This is a genomic window from Actinomycetota bacterium (assembly GCA_019347575.1).
Lineage (GTDB): Bacteria > Actinomycetota > Nitriliruptoria > Nitriliruptorales > Nitriliruptoraceae > JAHWKY01.
This window is the reverse complement of record JAHWKY010000004.1, coordinates 135,136-155,352: the sequence shown is the minus strand read 5'-3', so window position 1 is coordinate 155,352 and position 20,217 is coordinate 135,136. Positions and strand designations below refer to the sequence as shown.

The following is a 20,217-nucleotide window of genomic DNA, read 5'->3' as shown; positions in this document are numbered from 1 at the left end:
TGCGGTGGGCGCGATCGAGCGCGAGAGTGGGGCAGCCGGATGACCGAAGGGAACCCGCTATGCCGCTCATCGAGGAATCCATCCACATCGACCGCCCACGCGACGAGGTGTGGGCGTTCATGATCAACCCTGAGAACCAGGTGCTGTGGCAGGGGTCGCTCATCGACTTCCAGTACGACGACCCAGAGCCGAAGGTCGGCAACATCAACAAGGGCACGGTCCGCGTGGCCGGCAAGAAGATGCACTGGACGGCCGAGATCACCGAGATCGAGGACGGCAGGATCTGGGCCACGAAGAGCATCGAGGCACCGGTCGAGTTCATGATCCGCACCACCCTCGAGGACGCGGGCGAGGGAACGAAGGTCACCTTCCGCAACGAGTCCGGCTCACTCCGAGGGTTCTTCGGCAAGCTCACCGACCCCCTCGTCGTCAAGCTCTACACCCGGGACGTGCAGTCCGACCTGGCCAAGCTCAAGGAGCTGCTGGAGGCCGGTGTCGACGCCTGAGCACCGTCACGCACCAGGCCCGTAACGACCCGACCGTGCTCAAGCAGGCCGGAGGCCGGTAGCACGACCCGACCGTGCTCAAGCAGGCCGGAGGCCGGTAGCACGACCCGACCGTGCTCAAGCAGGCCGGAGGCCGGTAGCACGACCCGAATAGCATGCGGGGCTGTGGATCCCCTCGAGCAGGTCGATGACTGGGAGCCCACGGTCGCGGTCGCGGTCGTGGAGCCCAGCGGCGTGAGAGCGAGCCGCGGGCCGACGGACGAGCCGTACCGGTGGGCGTCGCTGACCAAGCCGGTCTACGCGTACGCCGTCCTCACGCTGGTCGACGACGCCACGCTGCGGCTCGACGAGCCCGCCGGGCCGGAAGGGTCCACGCTGCGCCACCTGCTCGCCCACGCCTCCGGACTCCCCGGGCTCGGCAGCACGATGACGACCACGCCGGGCGACCGGCGGGTCTACTCCAACGAGGGGTACGAGGTGCTGGCCCGGCACGTCTCGGCACGAACCGGGCTGGAGCCGGCGGCACTGCTCCGGGAGCGTGTCCTGCGCCCCTTGGGCATGGAGGCAACCGAACTCGGCGACCGCTCCCCCGCTCACGGCCTCATCGGGCCACTCGACGACCTGGTCACGTTCGCCGCGGAGCTGCTCGCCCCGACGCTGCTCCCCGACGAGCTGTTCACCGCCGCGACGACTCCGCAGTTCGGCCGTCTCAGCGGTGTCCTACCCAGCTTCGGTCGTCACGAGGACAACGCGTGGGGGCTCGGCTTCGAGATCCGCGACCGCAAGCAGCCCCACTGGACCGGCAGCCGCAACTCGCCTCGCACCTTCGGCCACTTCGGCGGCAGCGGCTCGTTCCTGTGGGTCGATCCGGAGGCCGAGTTGGCCTGCGTCGAGCTGGCGAGCATGAGCTTCGACGACTGGCCGGCGGCCGAGCGCTGGCCCGTGCTCAGCGACGCCATCCTGGAGGCCTACGCCGAAGCTTGAGCCGCTGAACCGGTCCGACGGGTTCAGCGGCTCAACGTTCGGTGTCAGCGGTTCAGCACCATCGAGAGGAACTCGCGCGTGCGGGGCTCATGGGGTTCTCCGATGACCTGGGCAGGAGGACCATCCTCCACCACCACGCCGTCGTCCATGAACACGACGCGATCGGCAGCCTTCTTCGCGAAGCCCATCTCGTGAGTGACCACCATCATGGTCATGCCCTCGGACGCCAAGGTCCGCATGACCTCGAGCACCTCGAAGACGAGCTCGGGGTCGAGCGCCGACGTCACCTCGTCGAACAGCATCATGTCGGGGTTCATGCACAGCGCACGAGCGATCGCGACGCGCTGCTGCTGTCCCCCGGACAGGTGGTTCGGGTAGGCATCGATCTTCTCCACCAGACCGACACGCTCGAGCATCGCCTGAGCGACGTCGACAGCCTCGGCCTTGTCACGCTTGAGCACCTTCGTCTGGGCGATCGTCAGATTGCGCAGCACCGTGAGATGTGGGAAGAGGTTGAACTGTTGGAACACCATCCCGATCTTGCGCCGTACCGCGTCGATGTTCAGGTCCGGATCGGTGATGTCGATCCCCTCGATGAGGATGCGCCCCGATGTGGGCTCCTCGAGACGGTTGACGCAACGCAGCAACGTGGACTTGCCGGATCCGGACGGACCGATCACGCACACGACCTCGCCCAGAGCCACCTGGAAGTCGATCCCCTTGAGTACCTCGAGATCCCCGAAGCTCTTGTGGAGCTCGACCACATCGATGGCCGGTCCGGAGTGGACCTCCGGGAAGGGGTCAGCGCTCATCGTTCGCTCCTAGCGGGCGCGGGCTTGGCGCCGCTCGAGACCGGCCACGATCTGTGTCAGCGGCACCGTGATCGCGAGGTAGGCCAGAGCGATGACCGTGAGCGGCGTCCCGTTGAAGTGCTGCGACATCAGGTCACGACCGAACTTCGTGAGCTCCTTGGTCACCGGGGTGGTCCCGAGCACGAACACGAGCGACGAGTCCTTGATGAGCAGGACGAGCTCGTTCGTGAGCGGTGGGATGATGATGCGGAAGGCCTGCGGGATCACGATCGACACCATCGCGCGGCCGTACGACATACCGAGTGACCGGGCCGCCTCCATCTGACCGCGCGGGACGGCCTGGATGCCCGCCCTGATCGTCTCGGCCATGTACGCCGCCGCCACGACTCCCAGCCCGATGCTGGCCTTCCCCGGCACACCGCCGGGGATCCTGATCCCGAGGGCGATGGGTAGCCCGAACCCGACCAGGATGATCGTGACCAGCGCTGGCAAGCCGCGGAACAGTTCGATGTAGACGTTGGCGATCCACCGGTACGGGGCGATGGTAGACAGCTTCATGAGCGCGAGCACGAGACCTACGACGAGACCGAACGAGAACGCGAGAGCCGTGTAGATGATCGTGTTCTTCGCCGCGATCGTGATGACCTCGGGGAACATGGCCCTGGCGATGTCGGGCTGGAAGAACCCTCGCTGGATAGTGGCCCAGTTGCGCCACCCCAGGAAGACGACCGCTGCCGTACCGGCGATCAGCACGACGTAGAAGACGATGCGGATCAGCTGCGCCCGCTGGCGGGGCGTCACGTCGCCCTCCTCGATCCTCCGGGACGCAACAAGGGGGACCCTAGTCGGGTCCCCCTCATCGCCACGGTGTTCCCGGGGATCAGGCGGTCGGGAACCACTCGTCGAAGAGCGCGTCGTAGGTGCCGTCGTTCTGCACTGTCTCGAGCGCGCCATTGACAGCCTCGAGCAGCGCGTCGCTGCCCTCCTCGGCCACGGCGAACCCGTACTGCTCGTCGGTCGGGAAGGTCTCCACCACGACCACGGTGTCGTCCTCGAGCGCACGACCCTGGTTGACCACGATGTCCTGCAGGACGCCCTGGATCGTGTCGGCCTCGAGCGCCGGGAACAGCCCGCCCGGGTCATCGAAGGACTGCACGGTCGCCCCCTCGGGGGCGTTCTCGTTGGCGTAGGCCTCGCCAGTCGTCCCCGACTGCACGCCGATGGTCTGGCCCGCGAGGTCAGCCAAGCTCGTGATGCCCGAGTCCGCCTTCACGAGCAGCGACTGGTCCGCCGTGAAGTACGGCTCGGTGAAGTCGATGTTCTCCTCGCGCTCCTCGGTGATCGTGATCGAGGCGGCCGCGATGTCGCACTGTCCGGCCGCGAACGCCGAGCCGGTCGTGATCGGGTCGAAGCCCGAGTTGATCACGGCGAACTCGAGGCCGAGGTTGTCCGCGATCGCACCCATCAGTTCGATGTCGAAGCCGCTGAAGCCGGTCGGGCTCTCGGGGTCCTCGATCTCCATCGGGGGGTACGGGGCGTCGGTGCAGACGGTCAGCGTGCCGTCGGCGACGAGGTTGAGCTCGCCGGTGTCGACATCGTCGTCGGTCGGCGCCGCGGTCGCGTCGCCCGTGGGCTCGGCGGTCGCGTCGCCGGTGGTCGTGTCGTCGTCGTCCCCGCCGCAGGCCGTGAGGCCGATCGCGAGCACAGCCGTGAACGCCGCCGCCTTCAGGAACTTGGATGAACGCATGGTGTCTCCCTCTGTGATGGTGCTATCGCCTTTGCTACTTGAGCAGTCCTCATCGTGCTACCGGCCTTCGGCCTGCTTGAGCACCTGTCTCGAGTCATCCGAGGTGTGGGTGTGGTGGCGCCGCCGGTCGCATGGCCGCGGCGTATCTCCCGTGCGGCAGCCTAGGAGCAGCGCGCCCCGAGGTCTACTACGCCGGTAGGAGGCCCCGCGGATCAGGCGTCGTCGACCGCGCTCTCGGCCTCGAACTTGTCGAGGATCTGCTCGGCGACCTGCCGCATGGTCAGGCGCCGCTGCATCGCCTGCTTCTGGATGAACCGGAACGCCTCCGACTCCGACAGCGCCTCGTGCTCCATGAGCACGCCCTTGGCGCGTTCGACCAGCTTGCGCGCCTCGAGCCGACCCTGGAGGTCGTCGACCGTGGCCTCGAGCCCCGACATCTCGCGGAAGCGCCCTGCCGCGATCTCGACCGCGGGGAGCAGGTCGTGCTTCTGGAACGGCTTGACGAGGTAGGCCATCGCACCCGCCCGGCGCGCCTTCTCGACGAGGTCGCGCTGGCTGAACGCGGTGAGTATCAGGATCGCGGCGAGCCGCTCCTTGGCGATCTCCTCGGCCGCCTGGATGCCGTCCATCACCGGCATCTTCACGTCGAGGATGACCAGGTCCGGCTTGAGCTCGCGCGTCAGGCGCACTGCCGACGCACCGTCCGCGACCTCCGCGACGACGTCGAAGCCCTCCTCCTGGAGCATCTCCTTGAGATCGAGGCGGATCAGCGCTTCGTCCTCGGCGATCAGCACACGCGTGGGGCGGCCGTCGGGGGCCGTGCCCGTCGTGTCGCTCACCGCGAGCCCTCCAGGTCGAGCAGTCGATCCAGCAGTTCGTCGCGCGTCCGTTCGAGACGCACCACCTCGTCCCGAGCCTCGGCCAGCAGCTTCGCGTGGTTGTCGCGGTCCACCGCCGCCACCCGGTACTCGCGGTCGGCCAGCGGCGTCTCGGCGACCACCGCGCGCGTCTCGGCCTCGTCCGCCACCTCGGCGAGGTGGGCGACCTGCTCGGTCAGCACGCGCACGTTACTGCGCGTGCGTCTCAGCTCGTCCTGGACGCGAGCGAGGCGTTCCTCGATGCGTCTGGCTTCGCGCGTGTCGGCCGTGGCGTCACCTGTCGTGGACCGTCCCCGGGTGGGGTTCACGCATGCTAGGGGCCGGTCGGGCGGGACGCCTCCGCCCTCCAGCGCGGAGCCATCGGGCAGCCGAGCCTACTGCTGGCCCCGGAACCGGGCCAAACACCGGCGGGGCGGTACGTCGAGTTGGTACCCCCGGTGGGACTCGAACCCACATGGGCTTTCGCCGATCGGTTTTGAGCCGATCCCCTGCTGCCAGTTCGGGTACGGGGGCATGCCGTCGCAAGGCTACCCCTCGCTGTAGCGACCGATGTTGCGCCCACAGTAGGTATCCGTCTGCGCATCGCAGTTCGCGCAGAGCAACCGCAGATTCTCGAGTCGGTGATCACGACGGTCGCCGTTGATGTGATCGAGCCGCAGCGGCATGGGTCGTCCCTGCCACTCGTCACCGCCGCAGAGCTCGCAGTGAGGTTCGAGCAATCCGACTCGGAGTAGCCGCCGCTTGAGAGTCCGTGTGCTCCTGTAGTCGGAGTTCTCGATGAGGATCTCGTCCAAAGGGCGGCCACGATCCGTGCCGGTGCGTACCCCACGCGACCAGCCCTGGCCCTTCAGTGCGCTCGTCTCCAAGCCAAGTTCGCTCATCCGCCTCTTGATCGTCTCGTGCGAGCTCCCCCCAGGTGTCAGCCCCAGCCGTCGCTGTATCTCGGCGATCGAGCGTGCTCCGTCCACGGCCCGACGAAGGTCATCGTCGGTCCAGGATCTGCGGCGACCACGCCGCGGGCGTGGAGCGAGAACGCCGACTTCGAAGTGGCTGGTGTCGAGTCGGAGTTCGTTGATGCGTTCCCGGATGGTGAGCCACTGACTACCGCCGACCTGCAAGCCCAGGTTCGCGAAGACCTGGTTCAACGACTTGGCTCGCGTGACCGCCTCGCGCAGGTCGGCATCGGTCCAGGATGCAGTTACCGCGAGATGGCTATCGTCGAGCTCCAGTTGCGCGGCACGGCCACGAACGGCGCTGAACGCGTAGCCGCTGGGAGCGAGCCCGAGTCGCAGTACGACTTCGCGGTAGGTGGTGCTGGTGGCGACGGCGTCGCGGAGTTGGTCGTCGGTCCAGGATCGGGGTCGGGGCATGGCTGAGCAGCTCCGGTGCCGGTTGCCCACCGGCGTCGGGCGCCCCCGCCCTTCGGACCCGACCAGTACAGCAGCTAGCTGTGACAGCTACGCCCCGCGGTCGCTGTCGGCGGCGAGGGACTCGGGATCGTCCTCGAGGAGGCGCCGGACCCCGCCCCGCACGACCATCGCGGACCCGGTCGCCAGCGCGACGGTGCGGCCCTCGTGGTCGGTCACCTCGCTGCGCGCGACCACGATGCTGCGGCCTCGGTGCACGACCTCGCTCCGGGCCAGCAGGTCCCCGGTGTTGGGGAAGACGGGGCGCAGGAACTGCACCTTGAGGTCGAGCGGCGTGGCGACGTGGCCGCGTTCCATCGTCACGGTGTAGGCCCCGATGAGGGCGTGGTCGGCGAACCACGCGATCGCCCCGCCGTAGAGGTAGGGCGCGGGACTGCACAGCCACTCGGTGTTCGGCAGCGTCCAGAGCGTGTGGGCGTCGGACGCCTCGACCGGCCGTAGACCCGTGAGGTGGTGCACCGGAGGCAGCACCTCGTCGTTCGTTATCCCCTCCTGGAGGCTCTCGCGTCCGGTGAACGCGCCCCAGTACTCCGGCGGGGCGACGAACCCTACGGCCTCCTGCTCGAACGGCGGCGGCCCGGTGCCCGGCCCCGTCTTCCCTTCCAGCGCCGACTCCTCGAGGTCGCCGTCGATGACACCGGGAACCTTGGCGATGACGGCGCGGGTGGTGCCGTGGGCCACGATCCGTCCCACCGCGTCGGTGACCTCGATAGCGGAGAGTCCCACGCGGCGGTTGGCGTGGATGGTGCGTGCGCGCCCCGTGAACGAGCCGCTGGAGACGCGGGGCGCGCGCAGGAAGTTCATCGACATCTCGGAGGTGGTCGCGATCCAGCCCGGGGCAAGTCCGGTGACGATGGCCGACGTGAGCGGGGCGTCGGCGACCCACGCCATCGCCCCGCCGCTGTAGGTCCCGACTCCGAGCTGCAACCAACCGGTCGCGGGCATGACGAAGGTGCTCGTTCCCAGACCGGTCTCGGTGGGGCGCAGTCCGGTGAGGTAGTGGATGGGCGGCCGTGAGCCGCCGGACAGGATGCGTGCCCTGCCCGGCAGTCGCAGCGATGCCATCGCCCCGTACGTCCCCTGGAACGGCTCGGTCCAGATCCCACCGTGCTCCATCGGCTCCCCCACGCTCTCGGCCCCGAACCGTAGTGACGACGACGGTGACGCCGCCACGCGACAGCGGTCCCGTTCCGCGTTACGGTGGGAGTGGAATCGGCACGGAGGGGAGCCCGTGACCCGCTACCTCGTCGTCGCGAACCAGACCCTCGGCGGAGAGCGCCTGCGCGAGCACCTCACCGAACTCGCGGCCCCCGGCGACGCGTCGTTCCACTTCCTCGTCCCCGCCACCGAACCGGCCGACCACGACTTCCGCATCGAGGGCGAGGGCATCACCCTCGCGGAGGTCCGGCTCGAGCGCGCGCTCGAGCGCTTCGGTGGCCTCGATGCGGAGGTGACCGGCGAGATCGGCGACCACCGTCCGGGCGACGCCATCGACGACGCGCTACGCGCCGGCGACTACGACGCCATCGTCCTGTCGACGTTGCCTGCGGGGGTGTCACGGTGGCTCAACATGGACCTGCCCCACCGGGTCCAGCGTCGCTACGACCTGCCGCTGACGCACATCGAGGCGGAGCCCGAGGTCACGGCCGCCGAGGTCCTCGACACCTGACCGGCCGATGCTGTCCGATCGCCGTCACCCGCGCAGCCGGCGAGAGAGCACGACCACGCCGAGGCCCGCGGTCAGCGCGAACGCGGACCCACCTCCGCCCGACACCGGGAGCGGCGCCTCTGGGCCGGGCAGCGTGTCCTGGTCGGGCCGCGGTTGTGGGTCGTCGTCGGTCGGCGGGTCGGCGTCACCAGTCGCGTCGCCGCCGCAGACCGGCACCGCCCCGTACCCAGCTGCGACCAGTTCGGGAGGTCGGACATCCGCGGGGCGTGGACGACCCAGCCGGTCGAGGAGACACGCGGGGTAGTTGGTCGTGATGCCGTCGACGCCGAGCACGATGACCTCGTCCATCCGCTCCGCCGCATCAACGGTCCACGGCACGGTCGGGACGCCGGCTGCGTGCGTGGCCTCGACGTAGGCCTCGTTCAGGTCGGGGCTCTGGTGGTTGGGGCCGGACATGTCGTGTCCGCGCGCGGTCACGTAGGCCAGATTCTGGAAGGCGGTCTGGCCGAACTCGTGGGTCGTGAGGAAGTGGGTGCGGATGCTGGGATCGAGCATCTTGACCGTCTCGAGGTCCGCCGGCCAGAAGGCCAGGATCGCGACCTGATCCGCCAGGCCCGAGCCCTGGATCTGCGGCACCAGCACCGAGGGGATCGCGGTCCCGGTCGGGTCGAAACCGGCCTCGGTCGGCAGGTTCTTCGACTCGATGAACAGCTGCGGGACCGGGTCGAGTGTCGCCGCCCACGCGAGCACGTCGGCGAGGGTGGGGATGCCTATGCCGCTACCGCGTAGGGGATGTTCGGCCGTCGTGTCGTTCACCGTGGTCGCGACGCCGGGTGTGAACCAGTGCGCCGCGTCGCACTCCCCGAGCTGTTCGACCGTCCTGGCCGCGACCTCGCCGGTGCAGTCGGTGGTCCGGTCGAGGGTGCTGTCGTGGATGACCACGAGTTCACCGTCGCCGCTGAGCACGACGTCGAGTTCGAGGACGTCGGCTCCGAGCCGGCTCGCGTTCTCGAAGGCCACCATCGTGTTCTCGGGGGCGTAAGCGGCCCCGCCCCGATGTGCCGACACGAGTGGTCCTTCGGCCTGGGCCGACGCCGAGGCCGCCAGGACCCACATCGCCACCAGCAGCGCGCCGAACCACAGCGCCGACCGGGCACAGCGAGGGATCACGCGTGTCTCCGCTCGCCCGCGAGGTCCGCGACGAGCCCGGGCAGAACCTCGCCGATGCGGCCTCGGAGCACGACCGCCGCAGCGTCGTCGTAGGGCGTCGGCTCGGCGTTGATGACGATGAGGTCCGCGCCCGCGTCGAGCGCTATGCCGGGCAGGTAGGCGACGGGGAAGACCTGCAGCGACGTGCCGATGGCGAGGAAGAGGTCGCACGCCTCGGCGCCCGCCCGCGCACGACGCAGATCCTCCTCGATCAGGGCTTGACCGAAGGAGATGGTGGCGGACTTCAGCAGTCCGCCACAGTCACGACAGTGCGGGTCGTCCTCGCCGCCCCGGACCCGGTCCAGTGCCGCCTCCATCGGCATCCGGTCACCGCACGACAGGCACAGCGCCTCGCGGATGGTGCCATGGACCTCGACGATGCGGTCGGGAGAGGTCCCGGCGAGGTGGTGCAGGCCATCGACGTTCTGGGTGACGAGCAGGTGCAGCTTGCCCGCCGTCTCGAGGTCGACGAGCGCGCGGTGTCCGTCGTTGGGCTCTGCCTCCCACGCCTCGTGCGCGAGCCGGAACCGCCACACCTCCTTGCGGATCTCGGCATCGGCGACGTAGTTGTCGATCGTCGACAGCTTCTCGCGCTCGGGGTTCCTGGTCCACACGCCCTGGGGGCCGCGGTAGTCGGGTATCCCCGACTCGGTCGAGATGCCCGCGCCGGTGAGGACCGTGACACGCTCGGCCGCCTCGATGAGCTCACGGGCCATCGTCGCACCGCCAGCGTCCACCACGCTCCCTCCTCCGCGCGGGGTTGAAGGTAGCGGTGCGGCGCTTGCGTGTGTTGCGCTGAGCCGCTGCTACGGTTCGCCGTCCGCGGGGGGCACGACCGCGTGACGACGGGGGAACCCGCCCTTGACCACAGGTGCCGACGTGCCCGGAGACGGGCCCAACCGACCCGCCCGCCCGTGGCTGCGCTGGAGCGTGCTCATCACGCTGCTGGCGCTCGCGACCGCCTTCGTCGTGGCCTTCGGCCGGACGGACGCCGAGCGTGAACCGGTCGCTGCGGCAACCACCGCCCCGGCGTCGCCAACGGCACCGGCCGGTCCAGCGCCGTCCGCTTCGCCGAGCCCAGCCGACCTCGCCGTGGTCGCCCGGTCGGATCACGCGCTCGCGACGCGCGTCACCCAGAACCCCGACCCACTGCCTCCGGAATGGCCCATCGTCCGCGGGATGTACTCCACCATGCACAGCCTGTGGGGGGAGCGCTGGGAGCACCTGATGGGGCTCATCCGCGATACGGAGTTGAACGCCATCGTCATCGACGTGAAGGACGACAAGGGCCAGCTCGCCTGGCACATGCCCGTCGTCCCCCTCGCCGTCGAAGGTGGCGGCGCCTCGTGGCACCCCGATGCCAGCCCCCGCGACCGGATCATGGAGCTACGCAGGGCAGGCGGCTACCCGATCGCGCGCGTCGTGTGCTTCAAGGACAGCTACGTCGCGCAGGCGCGCCCCGACCTCGCCGTCGTCGACACGCGCACCGGCGGCCCGTGGCAGGGCCGTGACGGCCAGTACTGGCTCAACCCCTACAACGACGAGGCGTGGCAGTACTGCATCGACGTGGGTATCGAGGCCGCGAAGATGGGCTTCCTCGAGGTCCAGTACGACTACGTGCGATTCCCCAACGGCGGTGACGGACCCAGCGAGTTCTTCGACTTCCCGGGCCGTCCAGCGGATGCTCCCCGTGAGGTGTGGCGCCACCCCGATGCCATCACGCGTTTCCTCGCCTCGGCACGACAGCAGCTGCACGCAGCCGGCGTGCGCGTGTCCGCCGACATCTTCGGCCTCACCACCTACAACTGGTCGTGGGACGGCGACGGCACGGGTCAGGTCTTCGAGCGTCTCGCCGAGCACCTCGACTACGTCTCCCCCATGGTCTACCCCAGCCACTACGGCCCAGGGAACTACGGCCTGCAACCCCACCCCGTGGACCACCCCTACGAGACGGTGTGGAACGCGATGCAGGAGGCCCAGATGCGCAGCCAGGGGCTGCGCGCCAAGATCCGGCCCTGGATCGAGGACTTCGCCCCGGTGTGGATGGGGCGCGGCCACTCCCCCCAGCGCGTCCTCGACCAGAAGCGCGCCGTCTACGACAACGGCATCGAGGGGTGGATGCTGTGGAACGCCTCCAACCGCTTCTCGGAGGAGGCGCTCGAGCCCACCGAGGAGTCGCGCGCGGACCCCGGGTTCGTGCCACCTCCCCGTACCCGTGATCCCGCGGTGGCGCCCGGCGCCGACCGGCGTCGCTGGCCTGGCTACGTCGAGGGGCTCGATGTCGCGCCGTCGCTGATCGGCGAAGGCAACTCCGCGGGCACGTTCCCCGGTGTCCCCTACCCGACCGCCCCGCCCGAGGACCCGCCGGCGACGGAGCCGGAGCGGTCGCCGACCGAGCAGCCGACGGAGCAGCCGACCGAGGGTGGCACCGGTGCGGCGTAGCCTCGCGCTGCTGGCGGCCACCGGGGCGCTGGCCACCGGCTGCGGCGGCGGCGCCGAGCCTGCGGCCCCGGTCGCGTCGGAGGCCGCCGCGGTCGCCTCCCCAACACCGACGGCCACGCGGGCACCGTCGCCGGCGCTGGCCCCGACGGCCTCACCGACGCCGGATCGCTCGAGTCAGCCCACGGAGGGAACCGGGCCGGACCTCACCGACGAGCGAGCGGCGCAGCTCGGCGTCAACGAGCTCGGCCGCGTGCTGGTCGTGCAGTGGCACAAGATCCAGGACGTGGACGGCCGCTGGGAGAACTCGATCGCCACGTTCCGGGCGCAGCTCCGTGTCCTGTACGAGCGCGGCTACCGCCCCGTGTCCGCCTCGGAGTTCATCGAGGGCACCTTCCCCATCCCGGCCGGCACGACTCCGGTCCTGCTGACCTTCGACGACTCCTACAAGGAGCACCTGTACTTCGGCCCGGACGGCTCGACCCCCGACCCCGACTCGGTCGTGGGGATCCTGCAGGCGATGGAGGCCGAGGATCCGACGTGGCGTGCCCGGGCGGTGTTCTCGTTCTACTGGCCCTACCCGTTCCGGGAGACCGACCGGGACCTGATCGAGCGCAAGCTGCGCTACCTGGTCGCCAACGGCTTCGACCTCGCGAACCACACCTACACCCACGACGACCTCAGCGAGCTGAGCGATGCCGATGTCGTCGCCAACCTCGCCCGGGCGGAGGCGGAGCTGGCAGCGGTCGTCGGCGACGACTACCACGTCCGGGTCATGACCCTCACCCAGGGCATCTGGCCGCAGAACCCGGATCTCGCGCTGCGCGGCGAGCACGACGGGTTCGCCTACGAGCACGACATCGCGCTCGAGGTCGGCTTCATGCCCACCAGGTCACCCCACCACGTCGAGTACGACCGTCGGTCGGTGCAGCGCGTCCAGGCGTTCGTCGAGGAGTTCGACAAGTGGGTCGCCTGGCTCGACGAGGAGCCGGGACGTCGCTTCGTCTCCGACGGAGACGCGACCGTGGTCACCTACCCGTCGGACTGGTCCGACGTCGCCGCTCCGCGTGACGGGTTCCTCGTCCGCACCTACGGCTGAACGTCAGCTGACCGCCGGTTCGTGGAGCGTGAGCGAGGCCGTGTCCGCGTCGAGGGTGGCGCGGACACCCAGCGGCAGCGCGAACTGTCCCGCGTGATGACCGATCGGGGCGTCCACGATCGTGGGGATGCCCAGTCCACCGAGGACGTCGGCCACGACCTCGTCGGCGCTCAACGACGCACGTCCGGGGGCTGGATCGCACCGCACGTGGCGGCCGATGACGAGGCCCTCGACCTCGTCGAGGAGGCCGGCACGCAGGAGCTGGATCAGCATCCGGTCGATGCGGTACGGGGGCTCCCCCACCTCCTCGAGGAAGACGATCGTCCCGCGGGTGTCGGGCTCGTCCACCGTTCCGAGCAACGAGCACAGCATGGCCAGGTTGCCACCCACCAACCTGCCTGCACCCCGCCCGTCGTGGAGGCTCGTCGGTGGTGTTGACGCCCACACCACCTCGCCCGGTGCCTCCGTGGCCGACACCAGGCGTCGCAGGTGCGCCTCCCCTGCGGTGCCCACGACACCGGCGAGGCCGCTCACCGACGGGGCGTGGATCGTGATCAACCCGGTCCGCTCCCACGCCGCGACGAGCAAGGCGGTGACATCGCTGAAGCCCAACAGCAGCTTGGGGTCCTCACGCAGCGACTGCCACCGCACGAGGTCGACGATCCGCCCCGCGCCGTACCCGCCGCGAACGGCCCAGATGGCTCGGATCGAGGGGTCCCGGATGGCGGCGTTCAGATCGGCGGCACGCTCCCCGTCCGTCCCCGCGAGGTGCCCGACCTGCGCGTGGAGGTGCGGCATCAGGACCGCATCGAGGTCCCACGACGCGAGGACGTCGAGCCCGGCGCGCACCGCACCTTCATCGAGGATCGGCCCCGACGGGGCGACCACCGCCACACGGTCTCCGGCGGCGAGGGCCGGGGCGCGGACCGGTGCCGAGATCACGAGGCTGCGCGCTCGATGCCGGCACGGAGTTCGCGGACCAGCGCGGCCACGCGCTCCGGCGCCCCGGCAGGGTCGCCGTCCCCGGCCGCGGTAACGACCGCCGACCCGACGATGACCCCATCGGCGTAGCCAGCGACGGTGGCAGCCTGCTCGCCGGTCTTGACCCCCACGCCGACCGCCACAGGCGCGTTCGTGAGGGCCCGCAGACGCTTCACCAACGAGGCCGCGTCGCCGTGGTCGACGTCCTTCACGCCGGTGACACCCAACAGCCCCGTGGCGTAGACGAAACCTGTGCTGATCGCCGCGATCGAAGTGAGCCGGCTCTCCGCGGAGACACTGCTCGCCAGGAAGACGGTTGCGAGATCGTGCCGAGCTGCCGCATCGAGCCATGGCTGCGCTTCCTGAGCTGGCAGGTCGGGCAGGATCGCGCCGTCGATCCCCACCGACGCGAGGTCATCGGCGAAGCGGTCGAGTCCGCGCGCATCCGGGATCGTGTAGTACGTCATGGCCAGCACCGGCGTGGGGACCGCCTCGGTGAGCGCGGCGCACATCTCGAGGTCGGCGTCCACCGTGTAGCCACGCTCGAGCGCTGCTTGGGTCGCGGCCTGGATCGTCGGTCCGTCCATCATCGGGTCGCTGAACGGGATCCCCACCTCCAGCACGTCGGCCCCGGCGTGGGCTGCTGCTTCGAGGCATGCGCGAGATGTGTCCATGTCCGGGTACCCAGCCGGCAGGTAGATCACCAACGTCGCGCGACCCTGACCAACGGTCCGTCGGAACGCGTGCTCGACGTCCTCGCGCCCCGCCATCAGTCGTCCTCCGTGGCGACCCCGAGTCCCTCGCCCCGACCGAGCTCGCGCAGGACACGGACCACCTCGTCGACGTCCTTGTCGCCACGGCCCGAGACGGTAAGGATCACCCTGGCGTCGGCGGTGAAGTGGTCCCGCCCGTGTCGCAGCAGCCACCCCACGGCGTGTGCCGGTTCGAGGGCGGGGATGATGCCTTCCAGTTCGCACAGACGCCGGAAGCCGTCGAGCGCGTCCGCATCCGTCGCCGCGACGTACGTGGCACGTCCGGTGTCGGCCAGCCACGCGTGCTCGGGTCCGACGCCGGGGTAGTCCAGGCCGGCGGAGACCGAGTGGGCGGGTAGGACCTGGCCGTCCGCGTCGACCAGCGCGACGGACCGGGTACCGTGGAGCACAGCCTCGCGACCCTCGGTCAAGGTCGCGGCGGAGCGACCTGACCCAATCCCGTCGCCGGCCGCCTCGACACCGATCAGGCGGACGGCGTCGTGTCCGATGAAGTCGGCGAAGCTGCCCATCGCGTTCGAGCCGCCCCCGACGCACGCGATCACCGCATCGGGTAAGCCGCCCTCGCGCTGATCGAACTGGGTGAGCGCCTCGGTGCTGATGATGCGCTGAAGCTCACGGACGATGAGCGGGAACGGGTGGGGACCGACCACCGACCCGATGAGGTAGTGGGTCGATGCGACGTTCGTGACCCAGTCGCGCATCGCCTCGTTGATCGCGTCCTTGAGCGTTCGCGTCCCCGCCTCGACCGGTACCACCTCGGCGCCGAGCAGCTGCATGCGGACCACGTTGAGGCGCTGCCGTCGACAGTCCTCGGCCCCCATGTAGACGACACACTCCAACCCGAACAGCGCCGCCGCCGTGGCGGTCGCCACGCCGTGCTGTCCGGCACCGGTCTCGGCGATCACGCGTGGCTTGCCCATGCGCGTGGTGAGCAGCGCCTGGCCGACGACGTTGTTCAGCTTGTGGCTGCCGGTGTGGGCCAGGTCCTCGCGCTTGAGGTAGACGGTGAAGCCGACCGCCTCCGACAGCCGCTCGGCGAGGTACAGCGGTGTGGGACGGCCGCCGTACTCGCGGCGGAGCCGGTCGAGCTCGGTCGTGAAAGCGTCGTCGTCACGTGCCTGGTCCCAAGCGCTCTCGAGCTCCGCGAGCGCTCCCGACAGCGCCTCGGGTACGAACTGTCCACCGAAGCGCCCGAAGTAGCCCGGTCGCCCGGACTCCTCGGCCGGTAGCTCGCTCACCTGATCATCCTGTCGTCGTCCGTTGGCCGGCGGCCACGAGCGCGGCCACCGCCGTGGTCGGATCGTCGGCCGTGACCACCGCCTCGCCCACGAGCACCGCATCCGCTCCCACGCGCCCGGCACGCGCGACGTCGTCCGGTCCACTGATCCCGGACTCGGCCACGGTCACGACGCTGTCCGGCAGCTGCGGTCGGATGCGCGCGAACGCGTCGTCATCGAGTTCGAACGTGCGCAGGTCGCGGGCGTTGACACCGATGATGGCCGCGCCAGCAGCAACGGCTCGTGCGCCCTCCGGCGCGTCGTGGACCTCGACGAGCGCATCCAGACCGGCGTCACGGGCTTCGCGGAGCAGCACCTCCAGCAGGTCGTCGTCGAGTGCCGCCACGATGAGGAGCACCGCCGATGCGCCGGCCCGCTTCGCCTCCCACACCTGGTAGGGATCCACGAGGAAGTCCTTGCGGAGCGTCGGAGCACCGAGCGTGGCCACGTCGTGAAGGTCGTCGAGCGATCCCTTGAACCGGTCGGGCTCGGTGAGGACGGACACCGCAGCCGCGCCACCGGCGAGGTATGCACGCGCCTGACCCGCCGCGTCGACACTGGGGGCCAGATCGCCACGTGATGGCGACGCCCGCTTGAGTTCCGCGATGACCTGCACGCCGGTCCGACCCAGCGCCTCCAGGAGCGACGGCGGTGGACTCACGGCGCTGGCACGCTCCCGCAACTCGTCGAGTGGGAGCGCGGCGCGAGCCGCGGCAACGCGGGCACGAGCGCCGTCGAGCAGTCCGTCGAGGTAGGTCGTCAAGGGACCGCATCCTACGGGGTGACCGAGTGGCCGCCCCGATCAACTCAAGGCGCGGGCTGATCACGCAGGATCACCCACGTGGCCTCGGCGATCGCGAGGGGCGCACCGGACCCGTCGGTGATGGTCGACGCCGAGTGCAGCTTGCGACCCTCCCGCCCCAACGGCCACCCGATCGCCACGTAACGCTCTCCCACCACCAGTGGGCGATCGAGCCGCGCCGCGAGCCGACCGAGCACGGCCACGACACCGAGCCCGGTGAACGGGAAGGAGGATGGACAGTCGAGCGCGGCCCAGACGACCTCCGGCGAGACCTGGCCGGCGGCATTGGCCACCGACGCGTCGGGGACGAACGGAGAGGCGTACAGGTCGGTGCCCTCGACACGGCCCGGGTAGATCCGCAGCCCGTCATCGTCAGGCCGTCGCGGTCCGCACGTGAAGCACGTGGGGAAGGGGTGGCGGTCGAACCCCGGGTAACGACGGGTCGCGTCGTCGGCGGTCTCGAGGTCGACGGCGACGGGGGGACCCGCGACCTCGAGCGTCGCGGGTTCGGCCTCGATGACGAGTTGATCACCCTCGCGGAGCTCGACGCAGCCGTTCGTGTGGTGGACCTCCAACTCGGTGGCGAGCGGTGGTGGTCGCCGCAGCGTGACGCGAGCGGTCCCGTCGATGAACGCAGCCGCCACCCCGCAGGCGTAACCGCCGTTGGCGGAACCCGGCGGTCCGTTGAAGCGCGGACCGATCGACACCGTGTCACTCAAGTGCGCACCTCCTCTCAGCGCATCCGGAGCCACCGCAGGACGAGCTCGCCGGTGCGCTCGATGTCCCCCGGTCGGAGCAGCTCCACCGTATCGCCGGGACCGTGGTAGCCCGGCGACCGGCCCGTCCACAGCAGTACGGCCGGCACACCCCGTTCGGCGAACGGGACGTGATCGCTGATGTCCCCACGGGCCTCGACGTGGAAGCCGTCGTCGGCGAGCCCAGCCAGCTCCTGGGCCAGGGTCGCGGGTCCATCGCGGTACCAGCACAGGCAGGTGGGGCTGCCGTGGCCGATCATGTCCACCGAGAGCATCGCGGTGACACGGTCGGCGTACCCGGCCGCGTAGGCCTTCGAACCGATGTGGTGCTCACGGGGCGTCGACGGCTGTTTCTCCTCCGCCCCGAACGCGACGAGCACCAGAGGGCCGACGTCCTCGTCGCGCAGCTCGTCCGCCAGGGCCACCAGGACACCGATCCCGGAGGCGTTGTCGTTGGCGCCCGGTGAGCCCGCAACCGTGTCGATGTGGCCGCCGACGACGATGTGCGGACCCCCGCGCGGATCGTCCCCCCGCCACGCGACGAGGTTGGCGCTCTCGCCGCCCTGCGGGAGTGGGAACGGCTCGGCCACCACGTGCCAGCCTGTGGTCGCCCACGTCAACGCCAGCAGCTCACGCGCGGCGATGTCCCCGGCCGATCCTGCGGGACGCGGACCGGTCGCGGCGACCAACCGCTCGGCGAACCCCACGGCCAGCCGCGTATCGAACTCCCCGAACGCCGGGGCCGGCGACGGGGCACCCGTGTTCGTGGAAAGGGCCGGACCGGGCCCCATCGTCGTCGTGACATCGACGGTCGGCGCGACCGGCGACGCCGCCGTAGTCGGCGAGCCCGTCGGGGTGACGGGCCCACTGGAGCACGCGACCGCCACCGCCACGGTGGCGAGGAGGACACGGGTGGCCACCTCGGTCAGGCCGACGACGCGAGCCGTTCGGCCCCTCGGACCGCAGCTAACAGCGCTCGTGCCTTGTCCCGAGACTCCTGCTCCTCGTCCGAGGGCTTGCTGTCGGCCACGATGCCCGCGCCGGCCTGGACATAGGCGACGCCGTCCTTGACGACGACGGTGCGGATGGCGATGCAGGTGTCGAGGTTGCCGGACAGGTCGACGTACCCGACCGCACCCGAGTAGACGCCGCGGCGGGTGGGCTCGAGCTCGTCGATGATCTGCATGGCCCGGACCTTCGGGGCGCCGGACACCGTCCCCGCGGGGAAGACCGATCGCAGGACGTCCACGGGTCCCAGGTCCTGACGTAACTCACCGACCACGGAACTGACGAGGTGCATCACGTGGCTGTAGCGCTCGACGGTCATCATCTCGTCCACACGCACCGTGCCGGTCTCGCACACGCGACCGAGGTCGTTGCGTCCCAGGTCCACGAGCATGACGTGCTCGGCACGCTCCTTCGCGCTGGAGATCAGCTCGCGCTCGTAGGCCCGATCCTCCTCCGGCGTCTCCCCACGCGGGCGCGTGCCGGCGATCGGCCACGTCTCGACGTGACGGTCGTGCACCTGCACGAGCGCCTCAGGTGAGGAACCGATGACGTGCCAGCCCCCGAGGTCGAAGAGGAACAGGTACGGCGAGGGGTTGACGACGCGCAGGATGCGGTAGATGTCGAAGGGGTCCGCGGAGGTCTCGACGGCGAACCGCTGACTGACGACGGTCTGGAACGTGTCACCGGCGCGGATGTACTCCTTGACCCGCTCGACCATGGCCTCGTACTCGTGCGGTGCCATGTTGGAGCGTGCATCGTCGACGGGCTCTGCGACGGGTGGCTGGACGGGTCGTCCGGGCGCCGCCATGCCGGCGAGGCGCTCGATCATCGCGTCGGTCGCGGCCACGGCCGCGTCGTACTGGGACCCGGGATCCTCCCCGATGACGACGTTGGTGACCACGGTCAGGACCTGACGGAGGTGGTCCAGGGCGACCACGTGACGTGGGAACATCATCAGGAGGTCGGGGATGGCGAGATCGTCGACGCCCGTGTCGGGGATGCGCTCGATCTCGCGCACCGCGTCGTAGCCGATGTACCCCACGGCACCACCGTGCAGGGGGGGCAGCTGATCGAGCTTCGGCGCGTGCAACGCCTGGGTCGCTGCGGCGAGAGCCGCGAGCGGCTGTTCGACATCGCGCGCGGCGGGCGGGGGGTCGCCCTCCCAGCTGGCGATGCCACGACTGCCGCGGAGCACGAGGAACGGATCGGTGCCGACGAACGAGTAACGACCCCAACGATCGCCGTGCTCGGCGGACTCCAGCAGGAAGGTGGGTCCGTCGCCTGCGAGCTTGGCGTACACCGACAGCGGGGTCTCGAGATCCCCGAGGATCTCACGCCACACGGGCACGACGCCGTGGTCGCCCGCGAGCCGGAGGAAGTCGTCGCGGTCGGGCCCGCTCGTCACCCGGCGACCTCGCCGAGGTCGCGGAAGAAGCACGTCCGCTCCCCGGTGTGACAGGCGACGTTGTCGTCGGGGACGTCGACCTGGACGACGAGGCAGTCGCCGTCACAGTCGTAGAGGATCCGCGTGACCGGCTGGGTGTTGCCCGACGTCGCGCCCTTGTGCCACAGCTCCTGGCGCGACCGCGACCAGAACACGGTCTCGCCGACGTCCAGCGTCCTGCCGAGGGACTCGGCGTTCATGTACGCGACCATGAGGATCTCGCCGGTCCGGTGGTGCTGCACGACCGCGGGGATCAGCCCCTGGTCGTCGAACTTCAGCTCAGCGAACTGCGCCTCGGTGAGTCCCATACGTGGTTCCTGGTGGGAGCGGGGGGCGAGCGTAGCGCCGGCCCCACCACGGCTACCGTCTGCAGCGTGGACAGCGACCTCTTCCCCACCGGCCTCTAC

At 70.1% G+C, this 20,217-nt stretch carries 22 protein-coding genes and 1 tRNA gene; 5 read left to right on the top strand and 18 right to left on the bottom strand.

Features of this window, described 5'->3' with window-relative positions:
* Positions 1–59 precede the first annotated feature (59 nt).
* Together KY469_03990 and KY469_03985 are read left to right on the top strand one after the other, a co-directional pair.
* Complete coding sequence (locus KY469_03990) at positions 60–506, top strand: SRPBCC family protein (GenBank protein MBW3662239.1); 447 nt, start codon at positions 60–62, stop codon at positions 504–506.
* Positions 507–671: 165 nt separating this feature from the next.
* Entirely contained in the window at positions 672–1,490 is an 819-nt protein-coding gene (locus KY469_03985) for a beta-lactamase family protein (GenBank protein MBW3662238.1), read from the top strand.
* Between the two features lie 44 nt (positions 1,491–1,534).
* On the opposite strand, the gene KY469_03980 is transcribed toward KY469_03985, so the two are convergent.
* The 8 genes from KY469_03980 to KY469_03945 form a co-directional block, all read right to left on the bottom strand.
* Positions 1,535–2,302 carry an amino acid ABC transporter ATP-binding protein gene (locus tag KY469_03980; protein ID MBW3662237.1) on the bottom strand — a complete coding sequence of 256 codons (768 nt, stop codon included), beginning with the start codon at positions 2,300–2,302 and terminating at the stop codon, positions 1,535–1,537.
* 9 nt (positions 2,303–2,311) lie between these two features.
* Positions 2,312–3,256: an amino acid ABC transporter permease gene (locus KY469_03975; GenBank protein ID MBW3662236.1), complete on the bottom strand. Its 945-nt coding sequence runs from the start codon at positions 3,254–3,256 to the stop codon at positions 2,312–2,314.
* Positions 3,183–4,049: a transporter substrate-binding domain-containing protein gene (locus KY469_03970; protein MBW3662235.1), complete on the bottom strand. Its 867-nt coding sequence runs from the start codon at positions 4,047–4,049 to the stop codon at positions 3,183–3,185. Before KY469_03970 ends, KY469_03975 begins: the two co-directional genes overlap by 74 nt.
* A 212-nt stretch (positions 4,050–4,261) precedes the next feature.
* A complete protein-coding gene (locus tag KY469_03965; protein MBW3662234.1) occupies positions 4,262–4,843 on the bottom strand; it encodes a response regulator in 582 nt (193 codons plus the stop codon).
* Positions 4,844–4,884: 41 nt separating this feature from the next.
* The gene (locus KY469_03960; GenBank protein ID MBW3662233.1) at positions 4,885–5,235 is read right to left on the bottom strand and encodes a hypothetical protein; all 351 of its coding nucleotides are present in this window, start codon (positions 5,233–5,235) and stop codon (positions 4,885–4,887) included.
* A gap of 118 nt (positions 5,236–5,353) precedes the next feature.
* Positions 5,354–5,440: transfer RNA gene (locus KY469_03955), tRNA-Leu, on the bottom strand.
* A 14-nt stretch (positions 5,441–5,454) separates the two neighbouring features.
* Complete coding sequence (locus KY469_03950) at positions 5,455–6,297, bottom strand: HNH endonuclease (GenBank protein ID MBW3662232.1); 843 nt, start codon at positions 6,295–6,297, stop codon at positions 5,455–5,457.
* Positions 6,298–6,384: 87 nt separating this feature from the next.
* On the bottom strand, positions 6,385–7,470 hold the full coding sequence (locus KY469_03945) for a PaaI family thioesterase (protein MBW3662231.1): 1,086 nt from the start codon (positions 7,468–7,470) through the stop codon (positions 6,385–6,387).
* A 115-nt stretch (positions 7,471–7,585) separates the two neighbouring features.
* On the opposite strand from KY469_03945, the gene KY469_03940 reads away from it, so the two are divergent.
* The gene (locus KY469_03940; protein MBW3662230.1) at positions 7,586–8,023 is read left to right on the top strand and encodes a universal stress protein; all 438 of its coding nucleotides are present in this window, start codon (positions 7,586–7,588) and stop codon (positions 8,021–8,023) included.
* Positions 8,024–8,047: 24 nt separating this feature from the next.
* Here the strand turns inward: KY469_03940 and KY469_03935 are convergent, their stop codons facing one another.
* Both KY469_03935 and KY469_03930 read right to left on the bottom strand, forming a co-directional pair.
* A complete protein-coding gene (locus tag KY469_03935) occupies positions 8,048–9,193 on the bottom strand; it encodes a hypothetical protein (GenBank protein ID MBW3662229.1) in 1,146 nt (381 codons plus the stop codon).
* Positions 9,190–9,948: a Sir2 family NAD-dependent protein deacetylase gene (locus KY469_03930; protein ID MBW3662228.1), complete on the bottom strand. Its 759-nt coding sequence runs from the start codon at positions 9,946–9,948 to the stop codon at positions 9,190–9,192. Before KY469_03930 ends, KY469_03935 begins: the two co-directional genes overlap by 4 nt.
* A gap of 145 nt (positions 9,949–10,093) precedes the next feature.
* On the opposite strand from KY469_03930, the gene KY469_03925 reads away from it, so the two are divergent.
* Both KY469_03925 and KY469_03920 read left to right on the top strand, forming a co-directional pair.
* A complete protein-coding gene (locus tag KY469_03925; GenBank protein MBW3662227.1) occupies positions 10,094–11,674 on the top strand; it encodes a hypothetical protein in 1,581 nt (526 codons plus the stop codon).
* On the top strand, positions 11,664–12,770 hold the full coding sequence (locus KY469_03920; GenBank protein ID MBW3662226.1) for a polysaccharide deacetylase family protein: 1,107 nt from the start codon (positions 11,664–11,666) through the stop codon (positions 12,768–12,770). The genes KY469_03925 and KY469_03920 overlap by 11 nt, the downstream gene beginning before the upstream one ends.
* A 3-nt stretch (positions 12,771–12,773) precedes the next feature.
* On the opposite strand, the gene KY469_03915 is transcribed toward KY469_03920, so the two are convergent.
* Genes KY469_03915 through hisI form a run of 8 tightly spaced genes read right to left on the bottom strand, consistent with a single transcriptional unit; the run spans position 12,774 to position 20,118 of the window.
* Positions 12,774–13,712, bottom strand: coding sequence for an LD-carboxypeptidase (locus KY469_03915; protein MBW3662225.1), 939 nt, complete (start codon positions 13,710–13,712; stop codon positions 12,774–12,776).
* Entirely contained in the window at positions 13,709–14,521 is an 813-nt protein-coding gene (gene trpA, locus KY469_03910; protein MBW3662224.1) for a tryptophan synthase subunit alpha, read from the bottom strand. Before trpA ends, KY469_03915 begins: the two co-directional genes overlap by 4 nt.
* Entirely contained in the window at positions 14,521–15,864 is a 1,344-nt protein-coding gene (trpB, locus tag KY469_03905) for a tryptophan synthase subunit beta (protein ID MBW3662223.1), read from the bottom strand. Before trpB ends, trpA begins: the two co-directional genes overlap by 1 nt.
* Entirely contained in the window at positions 15,767–16,564 is a 798-nt protein-coding gene (locus KY469_03900; GenBank protein MBW3662222.1) for an indole-3-glycerol phosphate synthase TrpC, read from the bottom strand. Before KY469_03900 ends, trpB begins: the two co-directional genes overlap by 98 nt.
* Positions 16,565–16,608: 44 nt before the next feature.
* Positions 16,609–17,322 (bottom strand): hypothetical protein, encoded by a 714-nt coding sequence (locus KY469_03895; protein ID MBW3662221.1) that lies wholly within the window; start codon positions 17,320–17,322, stop codon positions 16,609–16,611.
* Between the two features lie 14 nt (positions 17,323–17,336).
* The gene (locus KY469_03890; GenBank protein ID MBW3662220.1) at positions 17,337–18,278 is read right to left on the bottom strand and encodes a M28 family peptidase; all 942 of its coding nucleotides are present in this window, start codon (positions 18,276–18,278) and stop codon (positions 17,337–17,339) included.
* 5 nt (positions 18,279–18,283) lie between these two features.
* Entirely contained in the window at positions 18,284–19,771 is a 1,488-nt protein-coding gene (trpE, locus tag KY469_03885) for an anthranilate synthase component I (GenBank protein ID MBW3662219.1), read from the bottom strand.
* On the bottom strand, positions 19,768–20,118 hold the full coding sequence (gene hisI / locus KY469_03880; protein MBW3662218.1) for a phosphoribosyl-AMP cyclohydrolase: 351 nt from the start codon (positions 20,116–20,118) through the stop codon (positions 19,768–19,770). Before hisI ends, trpE begins: the two co-directional genes overlap by 4 nt.
* Between the last annotated feature and the right edge of the window lie 99 nt (positions 20,119–20,217).

Coding starts and splice junctions, on each gene's coding strand:
- KY469_03990 (MBW3662239.1), top strand. CDS start 60: ATGCCGCTCATCGAGGAATCCATCCACATCGACCGCCCACGCGACGAG.
- KY469_03980 (MBW3662237.1), bottom strand. CDS start 2,302: ATGAGCGCTGACCCCTTCCCGGAGGTCCACTCCGGACCGGCCATCGAT.
- KY469_03975 (MBW3662236.1), bottom strand. CDS start 3,256: ATGGCGCGCTCGAGACAGTGCAGAACGACGGCACCTACGACGCGCTCT.
- KY469_03970 (MBW3662235.1), bottom strand. CDS start 4,049: ATGCGTTCATCCAAGTTCCTGAAGGCGGCGGCGTTCACGGCTGTGCTC.
- KY469_03950 (MBW3662232.1), bottom strand. CDS start 6,297: ATGCCCCGACCCCGATCCTGGACCGACGACCAACTCCGCGACGCCGTC.
- KY469_03945 (MBW3662231.1), bottom strand. CDS start 7,470: ATGGAGCACGGTGGGATCTGGACCGAGCCGTTCCAGGGGACGTACGGG.
- KY469_03930 (MBW3662228.1), bottom strand. CDS start 9,948: ATGGCCCGTGAGCTCATCGAGGCGGCCGAGCGTGTCACGGTCCTCACC.
- trpA (MBW3662224.1), bottom strand. CDS start 14,521: ATGGCGGGGCGCGAGGACGTCGAGCACGCGTTCCGACGGACCGTTGGT.
- trpB (MBW3662223.1), bottom strand. CDS start 15,864: ATGCGGTGCTCGTGGGCGAGGCGGTGGTCACGGCCGACGATCCGACCA.
- hisI (MBW3662218.1), bottom strand. CDS start 20,118: ATGGGACTCACCGAGGCGCAGTTCGCTGAGCTGAAGTTCGACGACCAG.